This window comes from Streptomyces sp. NA04227, assembly GCF_013364195.1.
Lineage (GTDB): Bacteria > Actinomycetota > Actinomycetes > Streptomycetales > Streptomycetaceae > Streptomyces.
In genome coordinates, this window is the sequence record NZ_CP054918.1 from 512,691 (window position 1) to 527,820 (window position 15,130).

Here is a 15,130-nt window from a genome sequence, read left to right on the forward strand (position 1 = left end):
CCCGCCATCCCATCGGCCCGGCACACCACACCCCGCAGAGATCACCCGCCGTCCACCCCGACCCGACCTCGTCCCGCGCCGTCGTCCAACCGACCCGGGACGAGGCCGAGTTCAGCGGCTCAGCAGCGCTTGTCGTCCCGCGTCACCATGCCCTGCACCGTCACCAGATGCCGGTCGTCACACCCGTCCGAGCCCAGGAGCCTCAACCGCTCGCTCGTCGTTCCCACCGCATGGCGCTGGTCGCGCGGCACGTTCACCGTGTACGTGGCGTCGCCCTCGTACCCGTCGTCGAGTGCGGACCAGGAGACACGGCGCCCGCCCAGGGTTTCCTCCGCGCTGTGCCGGTCGCCCAGAGCGAGCACGGTGCGCAGGCGGTCGCCCTCGCCGAGGGTCGTCGTCCCGTCCATCGTGTACGTCCGCCGCAGATGCTTCTCCCGCTCGGCGCCACGTCCCGACGTGGTGACCGTCTCCTCGTCGTGCCACACCGCACGCAGCCCGTCGTAGGACTCCGACTCGGTCCACCGGTGTACGGAACTGTTGTCCACGGCACGGTCCACGGTGGTGCGCACCCGGCCGTGCGAGGTGTCCACATAGCCGGCGACCTCGAGGGCGTGCGCGCCTTCGGTGTCCAGTCGATGGGTCGAACCGGGTGTGTGCTCGGAGGAGTTGGTGGGGCTGCTCTCCCGGTGCGTGGTGAGTGCGCCGGTGACCTGCTCGCTCTTCTCGTCCTGCCACAGCAGCACGTTCGTGGGCAGGCTCCAGCCGGTCTGCCCCTCGGGCACCCCGACGACACGTACGTCCACGTCGTGCGGGCGGCCGTCGTTCAGGAGACCGGCGAACGGCGTGAGGTCGTAGACGATCGGCTGGATGTCGAAGGCGCGCGGGCCCGGGATCACGTACCAGAGGAAGGGGTTGGACCAGCCGCCGGTCCAGACGGTCGGGAAGGGTGACGCGATGCCCGCGAGCCGGCCGTCCACCGTGATCTGCACTTCCCGGTAGGGTCCGCCATCTGCCTTGCACGAGTACGGGGCGGCGTCGGGCACGGTCAGGTACCAGTACTCCTCGCAGCCGCCGCCCGAACCGGTCGCGTACACCTCGGCGAGAATCCGCTCGCTGTTGCGCGGGGTCGTCAATTTGCCGTCGCGCAGGGGCAGTACGCGGTCGGGCACCTCGCCGGACCCTCTGCCCGGGGACGTGGCGCCCGGAGACGTGGCGCCCTGAGACGTGGCGTCCCGACCGGTGGCGTAGAAGGTCAGCTTCGCGCGGACCTTGATCACACCGGTGTACGTCTCGTCCACGACGTTGCCGATCAGCATCTCGACGTCCTGGCCCCTGCGCAGTACGTCGCGGTAGCGGGTGACGTCCTTCTCCACGGACCAGGTGATGCCGTCCGGCGAGGGCTGGGGGGTGGACGTCCGCAGCACCTCCACACCGCCGATGTGCAGGTACCCGAGCCGGTCGAACTGTCGCCCCTTGACCGAGCCTTCGAGCCGCAGCACCACCTTGCCCCAGCGGTCGCCGCACCCCTCGGGCGGCGTGTACCGCCCACGGTAGGGAGTGAAGTCCCGGAACTCCGTCTCGGCGACGGTGACTTCGCACGCCTTGCCCTGCGGCTTCGTCACGGGCGGTGCCGCGGTGACCGGGTCGTGCCAGTCGGTGCCGAACTCGGGGGGAGGTTCGGCCGCCGGGGCGGGTGCGGTGGACCGCTCGGCTGCGGTGGCCGGTCCCGCGCCGGACGGCAGGAGACCCGCCGACAGCAGCACCGCCACGAGCATGGGCATGACGAATCGTCTTCTCATGCGGGATTTCTACGGGGCGTCATGATCCGTGCGCAATGGGCCCATCACCGATCGGGCCGGATCCACGCCCTCAGTGCGCCAGTGCCGCCCTGTCCCCCATCACCACGACGGGCCGCTGCGCCGGGTCGAGGGTCCGCAGCAGATGGCGCATAGCGGACTTGGACAGGCTGACGCAGGCGGAGGTGCCGCTGCCGTGGTCCATGTGCAGCCAGATGCTGCCGCCCTTCGACCGGCCCTCGGGCCGGACCGGGTCGTTGGGTGCGGTGCCCTTGACGCGGTTGTAGTCGATCGCGATGACGTAGTCGAAATCGTGCCAATGCGTCTTGGCCCAGTAGTGCGGCGCCTGGAACGAGGCGGACGAGGTGTACGGCAGCCTGGCACCGGGGTCGGGCAGCACACCGCCGGCGTCGGTGAGCGTGAAGACGCCCACCGGACTGCGCCGGTCACCCTCGCGATGGTGTTCCGTCCAGCCCTTCTTGCCGTTGTGCGCGGGCCAGCTCGCCGCGCGTCGCCAGCCCTCGCCCTGCTTGGTGAACAACACCACCGTCGCGTCAGGGGAGTTGTGGCCCTTGCCGTACACGGCGACCACCTGTCGGCTCCCCGCCGGAATACGGCTGCGCAGGCGCTCGCCCACACCCGGCAGGTCGCGGGAGACGGATCCCGGCCCGTCGGCCTTCCGGCTCGCGGTGGGCCTCGCCTCTCCGCCACCCGCCCCCTTGTCCTGGGATTTCCCGCAGCCACTGCCGGCCGCCGCGAGGAGCACGCAGGCACCCGCCAGCCCCAAGGTCCGTACCGCACTCGCCGTTCGCATGCGTTCCATCGTCGCACCCCGCGGTGGTCACCCGGACGGGCCGTTCGCGCGCACGGTGGCGGGCCGAATACCTGCCGCCGCGGGGAAAACCGTTTGCCCCTGATGACCACGCCCGGCGAACCTTTCACGGTTCCCGCCCGTTTCGCGGCGCCCGATTCCCGAGAGCCATGGGGCCTCATGAAGATCCAGGACCTTCCGTACGCCGACCCGGGTGTGCCCGACGCGCGCTCCGGTCCGCGACTCCTGTGGTGGCTCGGGCGGCAGCAGTCGGGCGGCCAGCTCCGCTCGCTCGGCTGGGGGCTGATGCACTTTCTGGCCGTCGCCGCCCTGCCGTACGGCGTGGGGTACGCGGTGCAGGCGGTCGTCGACCGCTCGGGCGGCCGACTGGCGCTCGCGGGCGGCCTGCTCGCGCTGTCCGCGGCGGCCATCGCCGTGGGCGACACCATGCTGCACCGCACCGCCGTCACCAACTGGATCACCGCCGCCGCCCGGGTACAGCAACTGCTCGCCCGGAAGACGGCGGTACTCGGCTCGGCGCTGACCCGGCGGGTCGCCGCGGGCGAAGTGGTCGCCGTCTCCACCGGCGACGTCGAGAAGATCGGCTGGTTCGTCGAGGCCCTGTCGCGGTTCACCGCCGCGGCGGTCACGGTCGTGGTGGCCTGCGCCGGACTGGTCCTGTACGCGCCCTCCCTCGGCTGGATGATTGCCCTCGGCATGCCATTGCTCGCCCTGGCCGCACTGCCGCTGCTGCCCAAGGCCACCGAACGCGCCGACGTCCAGCGCGAGAAGGCCGGGCACGCGACGGAGCTGGCCTCGGACACGGTCGCCGGGCTCCGGGTGCTGCGCGGCATCGGCGGCGAGGAGCTGTTCCTCGACCGATACCGCGAGGCATCGCAGGAGGTGCGCCACGCGGCCGTGCATAGTGCCCGGATGTGGGCGCTGATCTCCGGCGTCCAAGTCCTCCTTCCCGGGCTGCTGTTGATCGCGGTCGTCTGGCAGGGAGTGACCCTCACGCGGGAGGGCCGGATGTCGGTCGGCGAACTCGTCACCGTGTACAGCACCGTGACGATGCTCAACTTCCCGTTGCGCCACTTCGAGGAGATCGCCATGGCGTACTCCTTCTCGCGCCCCTCGGCCAAGCGCGCGGCCCGCGTCCTCTCGCTGGAACGGGACACCGAACCCGGCGGCCCGTGGCCGGAACAGCTGCCGAGCGGCGACCTGTACGACCCCCGCACCGGTCTGCTCGCGGCGGCCGGTCGGCTCACGGCCGTCGTCTGCGGCGACCCGGACACCGCGGGCCGTCTCGCGGACCGGCTGGGCGGCCACGCTCCGGACGAGGACACCGACGGCCCTGGTGTGCTGCTCGGATCCGTACCGCTGGACAACCTGCCGCTGGAAGCCGCGCGTACGGCCGTGCTCGTCCAGGACAAGGACCCGGTCCTGATGTCGGGCACCCTGCGCGCCCTGCTCGACGTACCGGCCTCGGGCAACGTGCCCGTCCGGGCGGCGCTCGACGCGGCGCACTGCGCGGACGTGCTGGACGCGCTGGCGCAGCAGTCGGCGGACGGCGGCGATCCGATGGAGGCGCACCTGACGGAGCGGGGCCGATCACTGTCCGGCGGACAGCGCCAGCGACTCGCGCTGGCGCGCTCGCTGCTCACCGACCCCGAGGTGCTGGTGCTCGACGAGCCGACCTCCGCCGTCGACTCCCACACCGAGGCGCGGATCGCGGCGGGCGTACGGGAGTTGCGGAAGGGGCGTACGACCGTGGTGTTCACCTCCTCACCGCTGTTGCTGGACCGTGCCGACCAGGTCGTCCTGGTCCACGAGGGGAAGGTGGCCGCGACCGGCACGCACCACGAACTGCTGCGCGGCGAGGCGCGGTACCGCGCCGTCGTCACCCGCGAGCAGGACGACACCGCACCCGCCGACGGCGCCCTGCCGACCCCCAGGCGCACCGGCGCCGCTTCCGGACACGAGGAAATCCGAGCACCGCAAGAACTCCGGGACCTCGGGGAACCCGGCGAACTCACAGGCCTCAAGGAACTGAAGGAACGCAAGGAACTGGAGGAACCCGCATGATCGGCGTGGCTCCGCCGACGCACGACCCGGACAGTCCGCTGACGGCGGACACCCTGCCGGTGGGCGGGCCGGCGACCGTGCGCGCCTATGTGCGGGATCTGCTGCGGCGGCACCGTCGCGCCTTCACGGCCCTGGTCGCCGCGAACGGCGCCGCCGTCCTCGCCTCGCTCGTCGGACCGTATCTGCTGGGCGAGTTGGTGCAGAAACTCACCGAGGAAGGCGCCTCGGCCGAGCTGCACCTCGGCCGCACCCTCGCGGTCTTCGCGCTGGCGCTGGCCGTACAGACCTGGTTCGTACGGGAGGTACGGCTGCGGGGTGCCGTGCTCGGCGAGCTGATGCTCGCGGACCTCCGGGAGGACTTCCTGGTCCGTTCGGTCGCCCTGCCTCCGGGCGTACTGGAACGAGCCGGGACCGGCGATCTGCTGTCGCGCATCACCACCGACATCGACCGGCTCGGCGAGGCCATGCGCGAGGCCGTGCCGCAGCTCACCATCGCCGTGGTCTGGGCGGGGCTGCTGGTCATCGGCCTCGGCATCACCGCTCCCCCACTGGCCCCCGTACTCCTCCTCGCCGTTCCGCTGCTCGTCGTCGGCTGCCGCTGGTACTTCCGCCGGTCGCCGTCCGCCTACCGTTCCGAGGCGGCCGGATACGCGGCCGTGGCCGCGGTACTCGCCGAGACCGTCCAGTCCGGCCGCACGGTCGAGGCCCACCGCCTCGGCAAGGAGCGGGTGGCGCTCTCGGACCGCCGGATCACCGAATGGTCCGCATGGGAGCGCTACACCCTCTGGCTGCGGAGCGTGCTCTTCCCCATCATCAACCTCACGCACGCGACGGTGCTGGCCTCGGTCCTCCTGATCGGCGGAGTCTTCGTCCTGGAGGGGTGGATCGGTGTCGGCCAGCTGACGACCGCGGCACTCATCGCGCAGATGCTCGTGGAGCCCTTGGGCCTCATTCTGCGCTGGTACGACGAACTCCAGGTCGCACAGGTGTCGTTGGCGCGGCTGGTGGGCGTGCGCGACATCGAACCGGCACGGGGGGACGCGACGCTGCGGCCCGAGGGCCGTGGCATGCACGCGGAGCGAGTCCACTTCGGCTACCGGCCCGGGGTCGATGTCCTGCGTGAGATCACCCTGCGCCTGGAGCCCGGGACACGGCTCGCGCTGGTCGGGCCCTCCGGCGCCGGGAAGTCCACCCTCGGCAGGCTGTTGGCGGGCATCTACGCGCCACGCGCGGGCAGTGTCGCCCTCGGCGGCGCGGAACTGTCGCGGATGCCCGCGGAAGAGGTGCGCTCCCATGTGGCCCTGGTCAACCAGGAGCACCATGTGTTCACGGGCACGCTCCGGGACAATCTGCGGCTGGCCCAGCCCGGCGCCGACGACGCGGACCTGTGGCGCGCCCTGGAGTCGGTGGACGCCGAGGACTGGGCACGGGCCGCCGAAGAGGGCCTGGACACACAGGTCGGCTCGGACGGGCTCGCCCTGACTCCGGCCCAGGCCCAGCAGGTGGCCCTCGCCCGTCTGGTACTCGCCGATCCGCACACCCTGGTGCTCGACGAGGCGACCTCGCTGCTCGATCCGCGGGCGGCCCGGCATCTGGAGCGTTCCCTGGCGCGTGTCCTCGAAGGACGCACCGTGGTGGCCATCGCGCACCGGTTGCACACGGCGCACGACGCGGACGTCATCGCGGTCGTCGAACAGGGCCGGATCACCGAGTACGGCAGCCATGACGAGCTCGTCGCGGCCGACGGCGCCTATGCCGCGCTGTGGCGCTCCTGGCACGGCTGATTCCCCGGCGCCCCGGGCCCGCCCGATACCGGATCCGGGCCCGGGCCGCCGAGAGCGCTCGGCGGCCCCGGCACCGGGCCAAGTCAGCCGGGCAGCCCCACGGCCCCCACCGCGCCGACCGCACCCACGACCATGAACGCGGGCATGAGGACCTTCAGTTCCACCCAACTGCCCGCCCGGAACCGCATCATCCGCGGCGGACCGACCGGGTACCAGCGCTTGCGGCCCACCGGGATCGGCCAGAGCACCGGGCAGCCCGAGACGGTCAGGGCGTCGCCCAGGTCGTGCACGAGCGCACCGAGCACGATCGGCAGGCCCAGCCACAGGTACTCCTGCCCGGGCGAGGTGAACAGCCAGTCCGCCCCGTTGCCCGGCCGGTCCAGGATGTCGGCGAGGATCCAGGACCCGGCCGCCGCGAGCAGCCAGACCAGGACGTCGCTGCTCGTACCGCGGGCCGCGCGCCACAGAAGGCCCTCGATGGCGAGCACCAGGTGGACGAAGAGGATGCCGAGCACCGCCCAGCGCCCGCCCGTGATGGCGAGCACCGAGAATCCCGCCCCCAGGAACACGGCCCACAGCCAGGTGTGGGTCAGGGTGCGGTGGCCTCCCGAGCGCCGCGGATCGCCCGGGCCCCGGGTCGCGCGGTAGACGGCGGCCGAGAGCGCGTCGACGATTCCGCACAGCGCTTTGGACAACGGGCCGAAGGCCGTGGAGATCGTCGCGGCCTTGTGGTCCAGGTCCGGAGCCAGCGCCGCACCGGCGCAGATCAGCGCTCCCACCAGGAGGACCGGCCAGGGCATCGTGTGCCCGGCGGCAGCGACGCCGGCACCGAGCCCCAGCCAGGCCGCCGCTCCCGAAAGCGAATGTGCCGGTCCCATCATGGTTGTTTCCCGCCCCAATCCTCGTACGCAGGGGTCCACTTGGGCCCGAGCGCTGACGCCGCGTCGGCGGCTCAGCGTAGCGTTCGGGATCTTCGTACGTCCGTCCGGTTCCGTGATCGTGGCGGAGTACAGGCAAGATGGTGGGGTGACCCTCATCGATCAGCTCCCCCAGACCGCCGATCCCGACGCCCTGTACGAAGCCTTCGAGTCGTGGGCGGGTGAGCGGGGTCTGACCCTCTATCCCCACCAGGAGGAGGCGCTGATCGAGGTCGTCTCGGGTGCGAATGTGATCGTGTCCACGCCGACCGGTTCGGGCAAGAGCATGATCGCCGCGGGGGCCCACTTCGCCGCTCTGGCGCGTGACGAGGTCACCTTCTACACCGCCCCCATCAAGGCGCTGGTCTCGGAGAAGTTCTTCGAGCTGTGCAAGATCTTCGGCACCGAGAACGTGGGCATGCTCACCGGCGACGCCTCGGTCAACGCCGACGCCCCGGTGATCTGCTGCACCGCCGAGGTGCTGGCGTCCATCGCGCTGCGCGACGGCGACCGGGCCGATGTCGGGCAGGTCGTGATGGACGAGTTCCACTTCTACGCGGAGGGCGACCGGGGCTGGGCCTGGCAGATCCCGATCCTGGAGCTGCCGCAGGCCCAGTTCGTGCTGATGTCCGCCACCCTCGGCGACGTCGCGATGTTCGAGCAGGACCTCACCCGGCGCACCGGCCGTCCCACGGCCGTCGTCCGCTCGGCCACGCGCCCGGTCCCGCTCTCGTACGAGTACCGCCTGACCCCGCTGACCGAGACGCTCACCGAACTGCTCGACACCAAGCAGGCGCCCGTCTACATCGTCCACTTCACCCAGGCCCAGGCCGTGGAGCGGGCACAGGCGCTGATGAGCATCAACATGTGTACGCGGGAGGAGAAGGACCGCATCGCCGAGCTGATCGGCAATTTCCGGTTCACCACCAAGTTCGGCCGCAATCTCTCCCGTTACGTGCGCCACGGGATCGGGGTGCACCACGCCGGAATGCTGCCCAAGTACCGCCGCCTGGTCGAGAAGCTGGCGCAGGCGGGGCTGCTGAAGGTCATCTGCGGTACCGACACGCTCGGTGTCGGCGTCAACGTCCCCATCCGTACCGTCCTGTTCACGGCCCTGACCAAGTACGACGGCAGCCGGGTGCGGGTGCTGCGGGCGCGGGAGTTCCACCAGATCGCCGGGCGGGCCGGGCGCGCGGGCTTCGACACGGCGGGCTTCGTGGTCGCGCAGGCTCCCGAGCACGTCATCGAGAACGAGAAGGCGCTCGCGAAGGCGGGCGAGGACGCCAAGAAGCGCCGCAAGGTCGTACGCAAGAAGGCGCCGGAGGGCTTCGTCGGCTGGACCGAGAACACCTTCGACAAGCTGATCACCTCCGATCCGGAGCCGCTCACCTCCCGCTTCCGGGTCACCCACACCATGCTGCTGTCCGTCATCGCCCGGCCGGGCAACGCCTTCGAGGCGATGCGGCACCTCCTGGAGGACAACCACGAGCCGCGCAAGCAGCAGCTGCGCCACATCCGCCGGGCGATCGCCATCTACCGCTCCCTCCTCGACGGCGGAATCGTGGAGAAGCTCGACGAGCCGGACGCGGAGGGGCGCATCGTGCGCCTGACGGTGGATCTGCAGCAGGACTTCGCGCTGAACCAGCCACTGTCCACGTTCGCGCTCGCCGCATTCGACCTGCTCGACCCCGAGTCGCCCTCGTACGCGCTGGACATGGTCTCGGTGGTCGAGTCCACGCTCGACGACCCCCGGCAGATCCTCGCGGCGCAGCAGAACAAGGCCCGTGGGGAAGCGGTGGCGGCGATGAAGGCGGACGGCGTCGAGTACGAGGAGCGAATGGAGCGGCTGCAGGACATCAGCTACCCGAAGCCGCTCGATGAGCTGCTCTTCCACGCCTACGACACCTACCGCAAGAGCCACCCCTGGGTCGGCGACCACCCGCTGTCCCCGAAGTCGGTCATCCGGGACATGTACGAACGGGCCCTGTCCTTCACCGAGTTCGTCTCCTTCTACGAGCTCGCCCGGACCGAGGGCATCGTGCTGCGCTACCTGGCCAGTGCGTACAAGACGCTCGAGCACACCGTTCCGGACGACCTCAAGTCGGAGGATCTGCAGGATCTGATCGCCTGGCTCGGCGAGATGGTCCGCCAGGTGGACTCCAGCCTGCTCGACGAGTGGGAGCAGCTGGCCAACCCGGAGGAGATGACCGCCGAGGAGGCCCAGGAGAAGGCCGACCAGGTCAAGCCCGTCACGGCCAATGCCCGTGCCTTCCGGGTCCTCGTCCGCAACGCGATGTTCCGGCGCGTCGAGCTGGCCGCCCTGGACAACGCGGAGGAACTGGGCGAGATGGACGCCGAGTCCGGCTGGGACGCGGACGCGTGGGGCGAGGCGCTGGACGCCTACTGGGACGAGTACGACGAGCTGGGCACCGGCCCCGACGCGCGCGGCCCTCGGCTGCTGCGGATCGAGGAGGTTCCGGCCGACGCGCTGTGGCGGGTGCGCCAGACCTTCGCCGACCCCAACGGCGACCACGACTGGGGCATCAGTGCGGAGGTCGACCTGACCGCCTCGGACGCCGAGGGCAGGGCCGTGGTCCGGGTCACCGACGTGGGCCAGTTGTGAGCGCCGCGGCGTGGGGCCGGACCTCGTCCCCGCGCCGCGACACCGGCCGGGCGGGGCGGACCGGCCGTTCGAGCCGGAACCGGACAAGCGGGGCCGCACGATCTTCAATCTCACCGCCTCCTTTCACAAGGCCGAACAGGGCGGCATCGAGCACCAGTTGCCGCCCGCACGGCAGGTGCCCGAGCCCGAGTCCCTGCCCTCTGTCGTCGACGAGATCAGGGCGCGCCTGGGCACGCTGCCCGAAGAATGGGAACGCCTCGCCCGTCGGCAGCCCTTCGACATCAGATATGTCGACCGACTGCGTTGGGATCGTGCGGAAGTCGAAGGTGCTCAGCCCCGAAGTGCCGTGTGGATGCGGGCCGTCGGCCCACTGGGCGAGGATCCGCTGGTGCACACCTGCGCGTTGACGTACGCCAGTGACATGACGCTGCTCGACGCGGTACGCATCCCCGTCGAACCGCTCTGGGGCACCCGAGGCTTCGACATGGCCTCCCTCGACCACGCGATGTGGTTCCACCGGCCCTTCCGCGCCGACGAGTGGTTCCTCTACGACCAGGAGTCCCCGATCGCCACGGGTGGCAGGGGTCTTGCCCGCGGCCGCATCTACGACCGGCAGGGACGCATGCTGGTGTCGGTGGTGCAGGAGGGGCTCTTCCGGCCGGTGTCCTGACTCCCTGCCGTTCCGCAGCCGCACTCGGCTCCGCGTGGGGCACCAGCCACCGTGGCCCGGTCCGGTCCCGGCTGCTTCCCTCGCGCGCCCTCACGTCGCCACGGCACGGCGATTCTGCGCAACAGGCCTGCGCGCAGAAGCCGTCGGGCCCGTGGCACCGAGGAGTCGGCGGCACCTCGCGGGCTCGCCCTGCCGGGCGCGGGCCGCGGTGCCGGGCGCAGTTGACGTGCTTCGGCGAGGCTCAGGCGGAGGCTGGTGCGCAGCCACTCCACCTCGTCTTCGTCGGCGGCCGTCATCAGGCCGGTGACGACCCCGGCGGCGGCCGAACCGGGTTCGTAGCGCCAGGGGTTGGGGGGCCGTAGGCGCAGCAGCAGGGCGCGCTCGTAGGGATCGCGGACCGCCTCGGACAGTGCGGCGGGCGGGAGCAGGGCGGCGCTCACCGCCGCGCGTTCCCAGGGGCCGTGAGCGTCACGGAGCAACATGCCCGCGTGGCGCCCGCGCCAGTTCCGGGCGCGCAGGTCCATACCGCTGCCGACGCGGGTGCGCATGGCCTCGGGGAACCTGCCCGCCAGCAAGGGCCGGTTGGCTCCCAGCGCCGCGAACTCCCGTAGTTCCTCGGCCAGATACAGCCAGACCACCGTGCGGTACCGGTTCAGCCGGAAGCGGACCGGGCTGAACAGACCCAGCCGGGCCAGTCGTGCGAAGCGCCCCGGGCTGACGTCGAGGAGAGCGGCCCCCTCGGCCGCTCCCACGAGGGCCACCCGTGCTCTGAGCCCCTCGGGGAAATCGGGGACCGCACGGAGTCTGGCGATCTCGGCCCGGCTGACCGCACGTCCGCGGCCGTCCGATGCTGTCTCGCTGCGGATGTGCCCAAGTCGCATCGCGGTCTCGAACTCCATGGGCGCGAGCCCCAGTTCACGCGCAGCCCGGGCAGCGGGAACCACTCCCGGGTCGCGGGCGCCGGAGCCTCGCCGCACACCGCGCACACCGGGCGGTGACTCACCGCGACTTTTCGTTGCCGGACGCGCGGTGTCCTCGGCAGCGGGTGCCGGGCGCCGGAGGGTCGCGGTGATGTTGTTGGACGTCATGCTGGTTCTCCCCCGTGGAGACGGATTCGTTCACTCGGGGAAGACCGTAGCTCCGGCGGACGATCACCGCTCGCGCCTGTGGATAACTTTCGGGAGCGAGGGAATCTCTGCTGGTGAGCGGGTCAAGGGTCGATTTTGGGAGTCCGTTCACGGTGGCGGGCGTCCACGCCGAGGTGTTCGCCGACGCGGTTGACGAGCAGGGTCATCTCGTAGGCGATCTGGCCCATGTCGGCTTCGGCGTCGCTCAGTACGCACAGGCAGCTGCCGTCGCCCGCCGAGGTGACGAAGAGTGCGGCCTCGTCGAATTCGATCACTGTCTGTCGCACCCCGCCGATGCCGAAGTGGCGGCCCGAGCCCTTGGCGAGACTGTGCAGGCCGGAGGCCACGGCGGCCAGATGCTCCGCGTCCTGGCGCTCCAGTCCCTCGCTGGCACCGGTCACCAGCCCGTCGTTGGAGAGTACGAGGGCGTGCCGTATGTACTGGATGCGCTCGGTCAAGTCGTCCAGCAGCCAACCGAGTCCGCTGCTCTGTGCCATGGTCGGTCTCCCCGCTCGCGGTCCCCCGGCGATCCGCCGGAGGTTGCCGGAGGATCTCTGCCGCAAGCCTTCCCCACCCGGGGCCCCTGGGCAACCAGGATGCGCGCATGGCACACAACATGACCGGTGACGCGCGGCGGGCGCCGCCCGCGCACGCGAACCGCCCGCCGCGCGCCGCCGGTTGGGCCACCACCGCGACGGCAGCGAAAAGGGGCGGCCGGTACTTCAGCCGCCCCTTCTCACTGCCCGAACCGCTCACGTATCGGAATCGGTCAGGCCTGCCAACCGTTCACGTACCCGAGCACAGGCCTCACTTGGCCGCCGACTCCGGCTTCGGGGTCGCGTGCGGGTCACAGGTGACGTCCTGCGCGTCGAGCTTGCCGGTGAGCAGGTAGTCGTCCACCCGGTTGTTGATGCACGGGTTGGTCTGACCGGTGACGCCGTGCGAGCCGGCGTCCTTCTCCGTCACCAGACGCGAGCCCTTGAACCGCTTGTGCAGTTCGACGGCGCCCTCGTAGGGAGTGGCGGCGTCCCGCTCGGCCTGGATGATCAGGACGGGCGGCAGGCCCTTGTGCGACTTCACGTCGACCGGCGTCTGCTGCTTGGTGGACCACGTGGCGCACGGCAGGTTCATCCACGCGTTGGCCCACGTCATGAACGGATGGTCCTTGTGCAGCCGGGTGTTGTCGCGGTCCCAGCGCTTCCAGCTGGTGGGCCACTTGGCGTCGGCGCACTCGACGGCCGTGTAGACCGCGTTGCCGTTCTCGGAAGCGGCGTTGCCCTTGGTGTCCGAGAGGTCGGGGCCCGCGGCCTCGACCAGCGCCTCGGTGTCACCGGCCACGTACTTGCTCCACACCTGGGCGGTGGAGGCCCAGGCCGAGTCGTAGTACGGAGCGCCCTGGAAGAAGGAGGTCAGCTCGGCCGGACCGACGACCCCGCCGATGGGCTCCTTCTTCGCGGCGGCGCGCAGCTTCTCCCACTGGGCCTGGACCTTCTCCTGGGTGTCGCCCAGGTGGTAGGCCGCGTCGTTCTGCGCGACCCACTTCGTCCAGTCCTCCCAGCGGCCCTGGAACGCGACGTCCTGGTCCAGGTTGGCCTGGTACCAGATCTTCTCGCGCGACGGGTTGACCACGCTGTCCACGACCATGCGACGGACGTGGTCCGGGAAGAGGGTGCCGTACACGGCGCCGAGGTAGGTGCCGTAGGAGACGCCCAGGAAGTTGAGCTTCTCCTCACCGAGCGCGGCGCGGATGACGTCCAGGTCGCGTGCGGTGTTCGGCGTGGTCATGTGCGGCAGCATCTCGCCGCTGCGCTCGGCGCAGCCGTCCGCGTACTCGCGGGCGAGCTTGCGCTGGGCGCGCTTGTCGGCCTCGTTGTCGGGCACCGGGTCGGCCTTCGGGGCCTTGACGAACTCCTGCGGGTCGACACAGGAGATCGGCGCCGAGTGGCCCACGCCGCGGGGGTCGAATCCGACGAAGTCGTAAGCCTTCGCGGTCTTCTCCCACAGCGGGTTCTTCTTGGTCACGCGGGTCGGGAAGCGCATGCCCGAACCGCCGGGACCGCCGGGGTTGTAGAGGAGGGCACCCTGGCGCTCCTCCTTCGAGCCGGTGTTCTTGACCCGGTCGACGGCGATCTTGATCTGCTTGCCGTTGGGCTTGGCGTAATCGAGCGGGACCGTGACCCAACCGCACTGGATCGGCGACGCCAGCTCCCAGTCGGCCGGGCAGTCCTTCCAGTCGATGCCCGCCTCGGCGGCGCGCTCGGCCGCGCGGGCCACGCCGCGTGCCTCACGATCGGCACCCTTGCCGCTGTCCGCGTTGGCCGTGGGGGCGGCGAACGCGCCGGCGGCAAGGGTGCCGGCGATCAGAGTCGTAGCGGAACCGACCAGCAGGGATCTGCGTGTGCCGATTATTCGTTTCAAGTGGATCCTCCCGTAAACGGAATCGATCGACAGTACGGGTGATCCTGTCGGTTGACGAACGATCGGCGACAGACGTCCGGACCCTTCTTTACCAATCCGATAACCGGTGACTTCGACACCGTTGAGCGGAGATGGGCACACGGAATCCCCGCCGAAACGGGAGAGTTCCAGCCATCTCGGGTCCTGCCCACTGGGTGAACTCCCGGTGGAGCGGCGCGGGCTGCACCTGGCGCAGGCTAAGAGGAGGTTTGAGCGGCAGGGGTTGCTCGCGAGGGCGACCCGGTTTTCGCTCCGCGCCCACACTTCAGCGATCGGCAGGCGCGAGGTCGCCGATTCGGCACGACCGCAACGGCGTTGCGCCGAGGAAGAAAAGGTCTACGCAGAAAAGGTCTACTCGGTGACGGGGACACCGGCGTCCCGGGGCGTCCGGGACGCGGATCCCTTGCTCGTCACGCCTTGGGGCCACGCCCGCGGTGTTCGGCGGTGATGGCGAAGCGCTGCTGTTCGCCCGGAGCGGACGCCACCGTATGAACCTGCGCCACGGAGCTGATCACCTGCTCCTCCGCGACCTCGGCCGGCTCCTCCAGACGCCGCAGGTCCTCCGCCGATACCAGGGCGACGAGCGGCTTGCCGTGCCGTGTGACGACAACGCGCTCGCCGCCGTACACCACGCGGTTGATGAGGTCGGCGAGCTCTGCGCGGGCTTGCGTCACCGGAATCTCGTAGGCCATGCTCCCCATCATAACGTCATGTACGTCCTGTACATTTTTTACGGAACGGCCAGACGTCGGACAGCCGCCGATCCAGAGGAGACGTGTGCCATGAGTGGGCCATCCCACCGTCATGTCCCGCCGCACTTCACCGGGCCCTGGGGCCCGCCCCGCACCCCGATCGACGAC

The 15,130-nt window shown here is 70.7% G+C and carries 10 protein-coding genes and 1 pseudogene; 4 read left to right on the forward strand and 7 right to left on the reverse strand.

From position 1 onward, the window contains the following. Positions 1 to 119: 119 nt before the first annotated feature. On the reverse strand, positions 120 to 1,799 hold the full coding sequence (locus tag HUT18_RS01830) for a peptide-N4-asparagine amidase (RefSeq protein WP_176097179.1): 1,680 nt from the start codon (positions 1,797 to 1,799) through the stop codon (positions 120 to 122). A 70-nt stretch (positions 1,800 to 1,869) separates the two neighbouring features. Next, a complete protein-coding gene (locus HUT18_RS01835) occupies positions 1,870 to 2,610 on the reverse strand; it encodes a L,D-transpeptidase family protein (protein ID WP_176097181.1) in 741 nt (246 codons plus the stop codon). 177 nt (positions 2,611 to 2,787) lie between these two features. Between HUT18_RS01835 and HUT18_RS01840 the strand changes: the two genes are divergently transcribed. After that, a complete protein-coding gene (locus HUT18_RS01840) occupies positions 2,788 to 4,692 on the forward strand; it encodes an ABC transporter ATP-binding protein (RefSeq protein WP_176097183.1) in 1,905 nt (634 codons plus the stop codon). Continuing rightward, positions 4,689 to 6,476: an ABC transporter ATP-binding protein gene (locus HUT18_RS01845; protein WP_176097185.1), complete on the forward strand. Its 1,788-nt coding sequence runs from the start codon at positions 4,689 to 4,691 to the stop codon at positions 6,474 to 6,476. Before HUT18_RS01840 ends, HUT18_RS01845 begins: the two co-directional genes overlap by 4 nt. An 83-nt stretch (positions 6,477 to 6,559) precedes the next feature. Here HUT18_RS01845 and HUT18_RS01850 read toward each other — a convergent pair whose 3' ends face one another. Then, a complete protein-coding gene (locus HUT18_RS01850) occupies positions 6,560 to 7,357 on the reverse strand; it encodes a metal-dependent hydrolase (protein WP_176097186.1) in 798 nt (265 codons plus the stop codon). A gap of 145 nt (positions 7,358 to 7,502) precedes the next feature. Between HUT18_RS01850 and HUT18_RS01855 the strand changes: the two genes are divergently transcribed. Beyond that, complete coding sequence (locus tag HUT18_RS01855) at positions 7,503 to 10,016, forward strand: RNA helicase (RefSeq protein ID WP_176097188.1); 2,514 nt, start codon at positions 7,503 to 7,505, stop codon at positions 10,014 to 10,016. Between the two features lie 85 nt (positions 10,017 to 10,101). Beyond that, positions 10,102 to 10,686: pseudogene (locus tag HUT18_RS01860) on the forward strand (acyl-CoA thioesterase); the annotation flags it as partial. Here HUT18_RS01860 and HUT18_RS01865 read toward each other — a convergent pair. From HUT18_RS01865 to HUT18_RS01880, 4 genes are all read right to left on the reverse strand, one after another. Beyond that, positions 10,620 to 11,774: a DUF6397 family protein gene (locus HUT18_RS01865; protein ID WP_254878386.1), complete on the reverse strand. Its 1,155-nt coding sequence runs from the start codon at positions 11,772 to 11,774 to the stop codon at positions 10,620 to 10,622. The pseudogene HUT18_RS01860 and the gene HUT18_RS01865 overlap by 67 nt on opposite strands. A 122-nt stretch (positions 11,775 to 11,896) precedes the next feature. Continuing rightward, complete coding sequence (locus tag HUT18_RS01870; RefSeq protein ID WP_176097190.1) at positions 11,897 to 12,310, reverse strand: roadblock/LC7 domain-containing protein; 414 nt, start codon at positions 12,308 to 12,310, stop codon at positions 11,897 to 11,899. A gap of 310 nt (positions 12,311 to 12,620) precedes the next feature. Beyond that, a complete protein-coding gene (locus HUT18_RS01875; RefSeq protein WP_176097192.1) occupies positions 12,621 to 14,231 on the reverse strand; it encodes an alpha/beta hydrolase in 1,611 nt (536 codons plus the stop codon). Between the two features lie 449 nt (positions 14,232 to 14,680). Continuing rightward, complete coding sequence (locus HUT18_RS01880) at positions 14,681 to 14,962, reverse strand: type II toxin-antitoxin system Phd/YefM family antitoxin (protein ID WP_176097194.1); 282 nt, start codon at positions 14,960 to 14,962, stop codon at positions 14,681 to 14,683. Positions 14,963 to 15,130 lie beyond the last annotated feature (168 nt).

What these genes read in the sequence shown, in the direction of transcription:
- HUT18_RS01845 (WP_176097185.1), top strand. Translation starts at nt 4,689, where the DNA reads ATGATCGGCGTGGCTCCGCCGACGCACGACCCGGACAGTCCGCTGACG.
- HUT18_RS01880 (WP_176097194.1), bottom strand. Translation starts at nt 14,962, where the DNA reads ATGGCCTACGAGATTCCGGTGACGCAAGCCCGCGCAGAGCTCGCCGAC.
- HUT18_RS01870 (WP_176097190.1), bottom strand. Translation starts at nt 12,310, where the DNA reads ATGGCACAGAGCAGCGGACTCGGTTGGCTGCTGGACGACTTGACCGAG.
- HUT18_RS01850 (WP_176097186.1), bottom strand. Translation starts at nt 7,357, where the DNA reads ATGATGGGACCGGCACATTCGCTTTCGGGAGCGGCGGCCTGGCTGGGG.
- HUT18_RS01865 (WP_254878386.1), bottom strand. Translation starts at nt 11,774, where the DNA reads ATGACGTCCAACAACATCACCGCGACCCTCCGGCGCCCGGCACCCGCT.
- HUT18_RS01835 (WP_176097181.1), bottom strand. Translation starts at nt 2,610, where the DNA reads ATGCGAACGGCGAGTGCGGTACGGACCTTGGGGCTGGCGGGTGCCTGC.
- HUT18_RS01830 (WP_176097179.1), bottom strand. Translation starts at nt 1,799, where the DNA reads ATGAGAAGACGATTCGTCATGCCCATGCTCGTGGCGGTGCTGCTGTCG.
- HUT18_RS01840 (WP_176097183.1), top strand. Translation starts at nt 2,788, where the DNA reads ATGAAGATCCAGGACCTTCCGTACGCCGACCCGGGTGTGCCCGACGCG.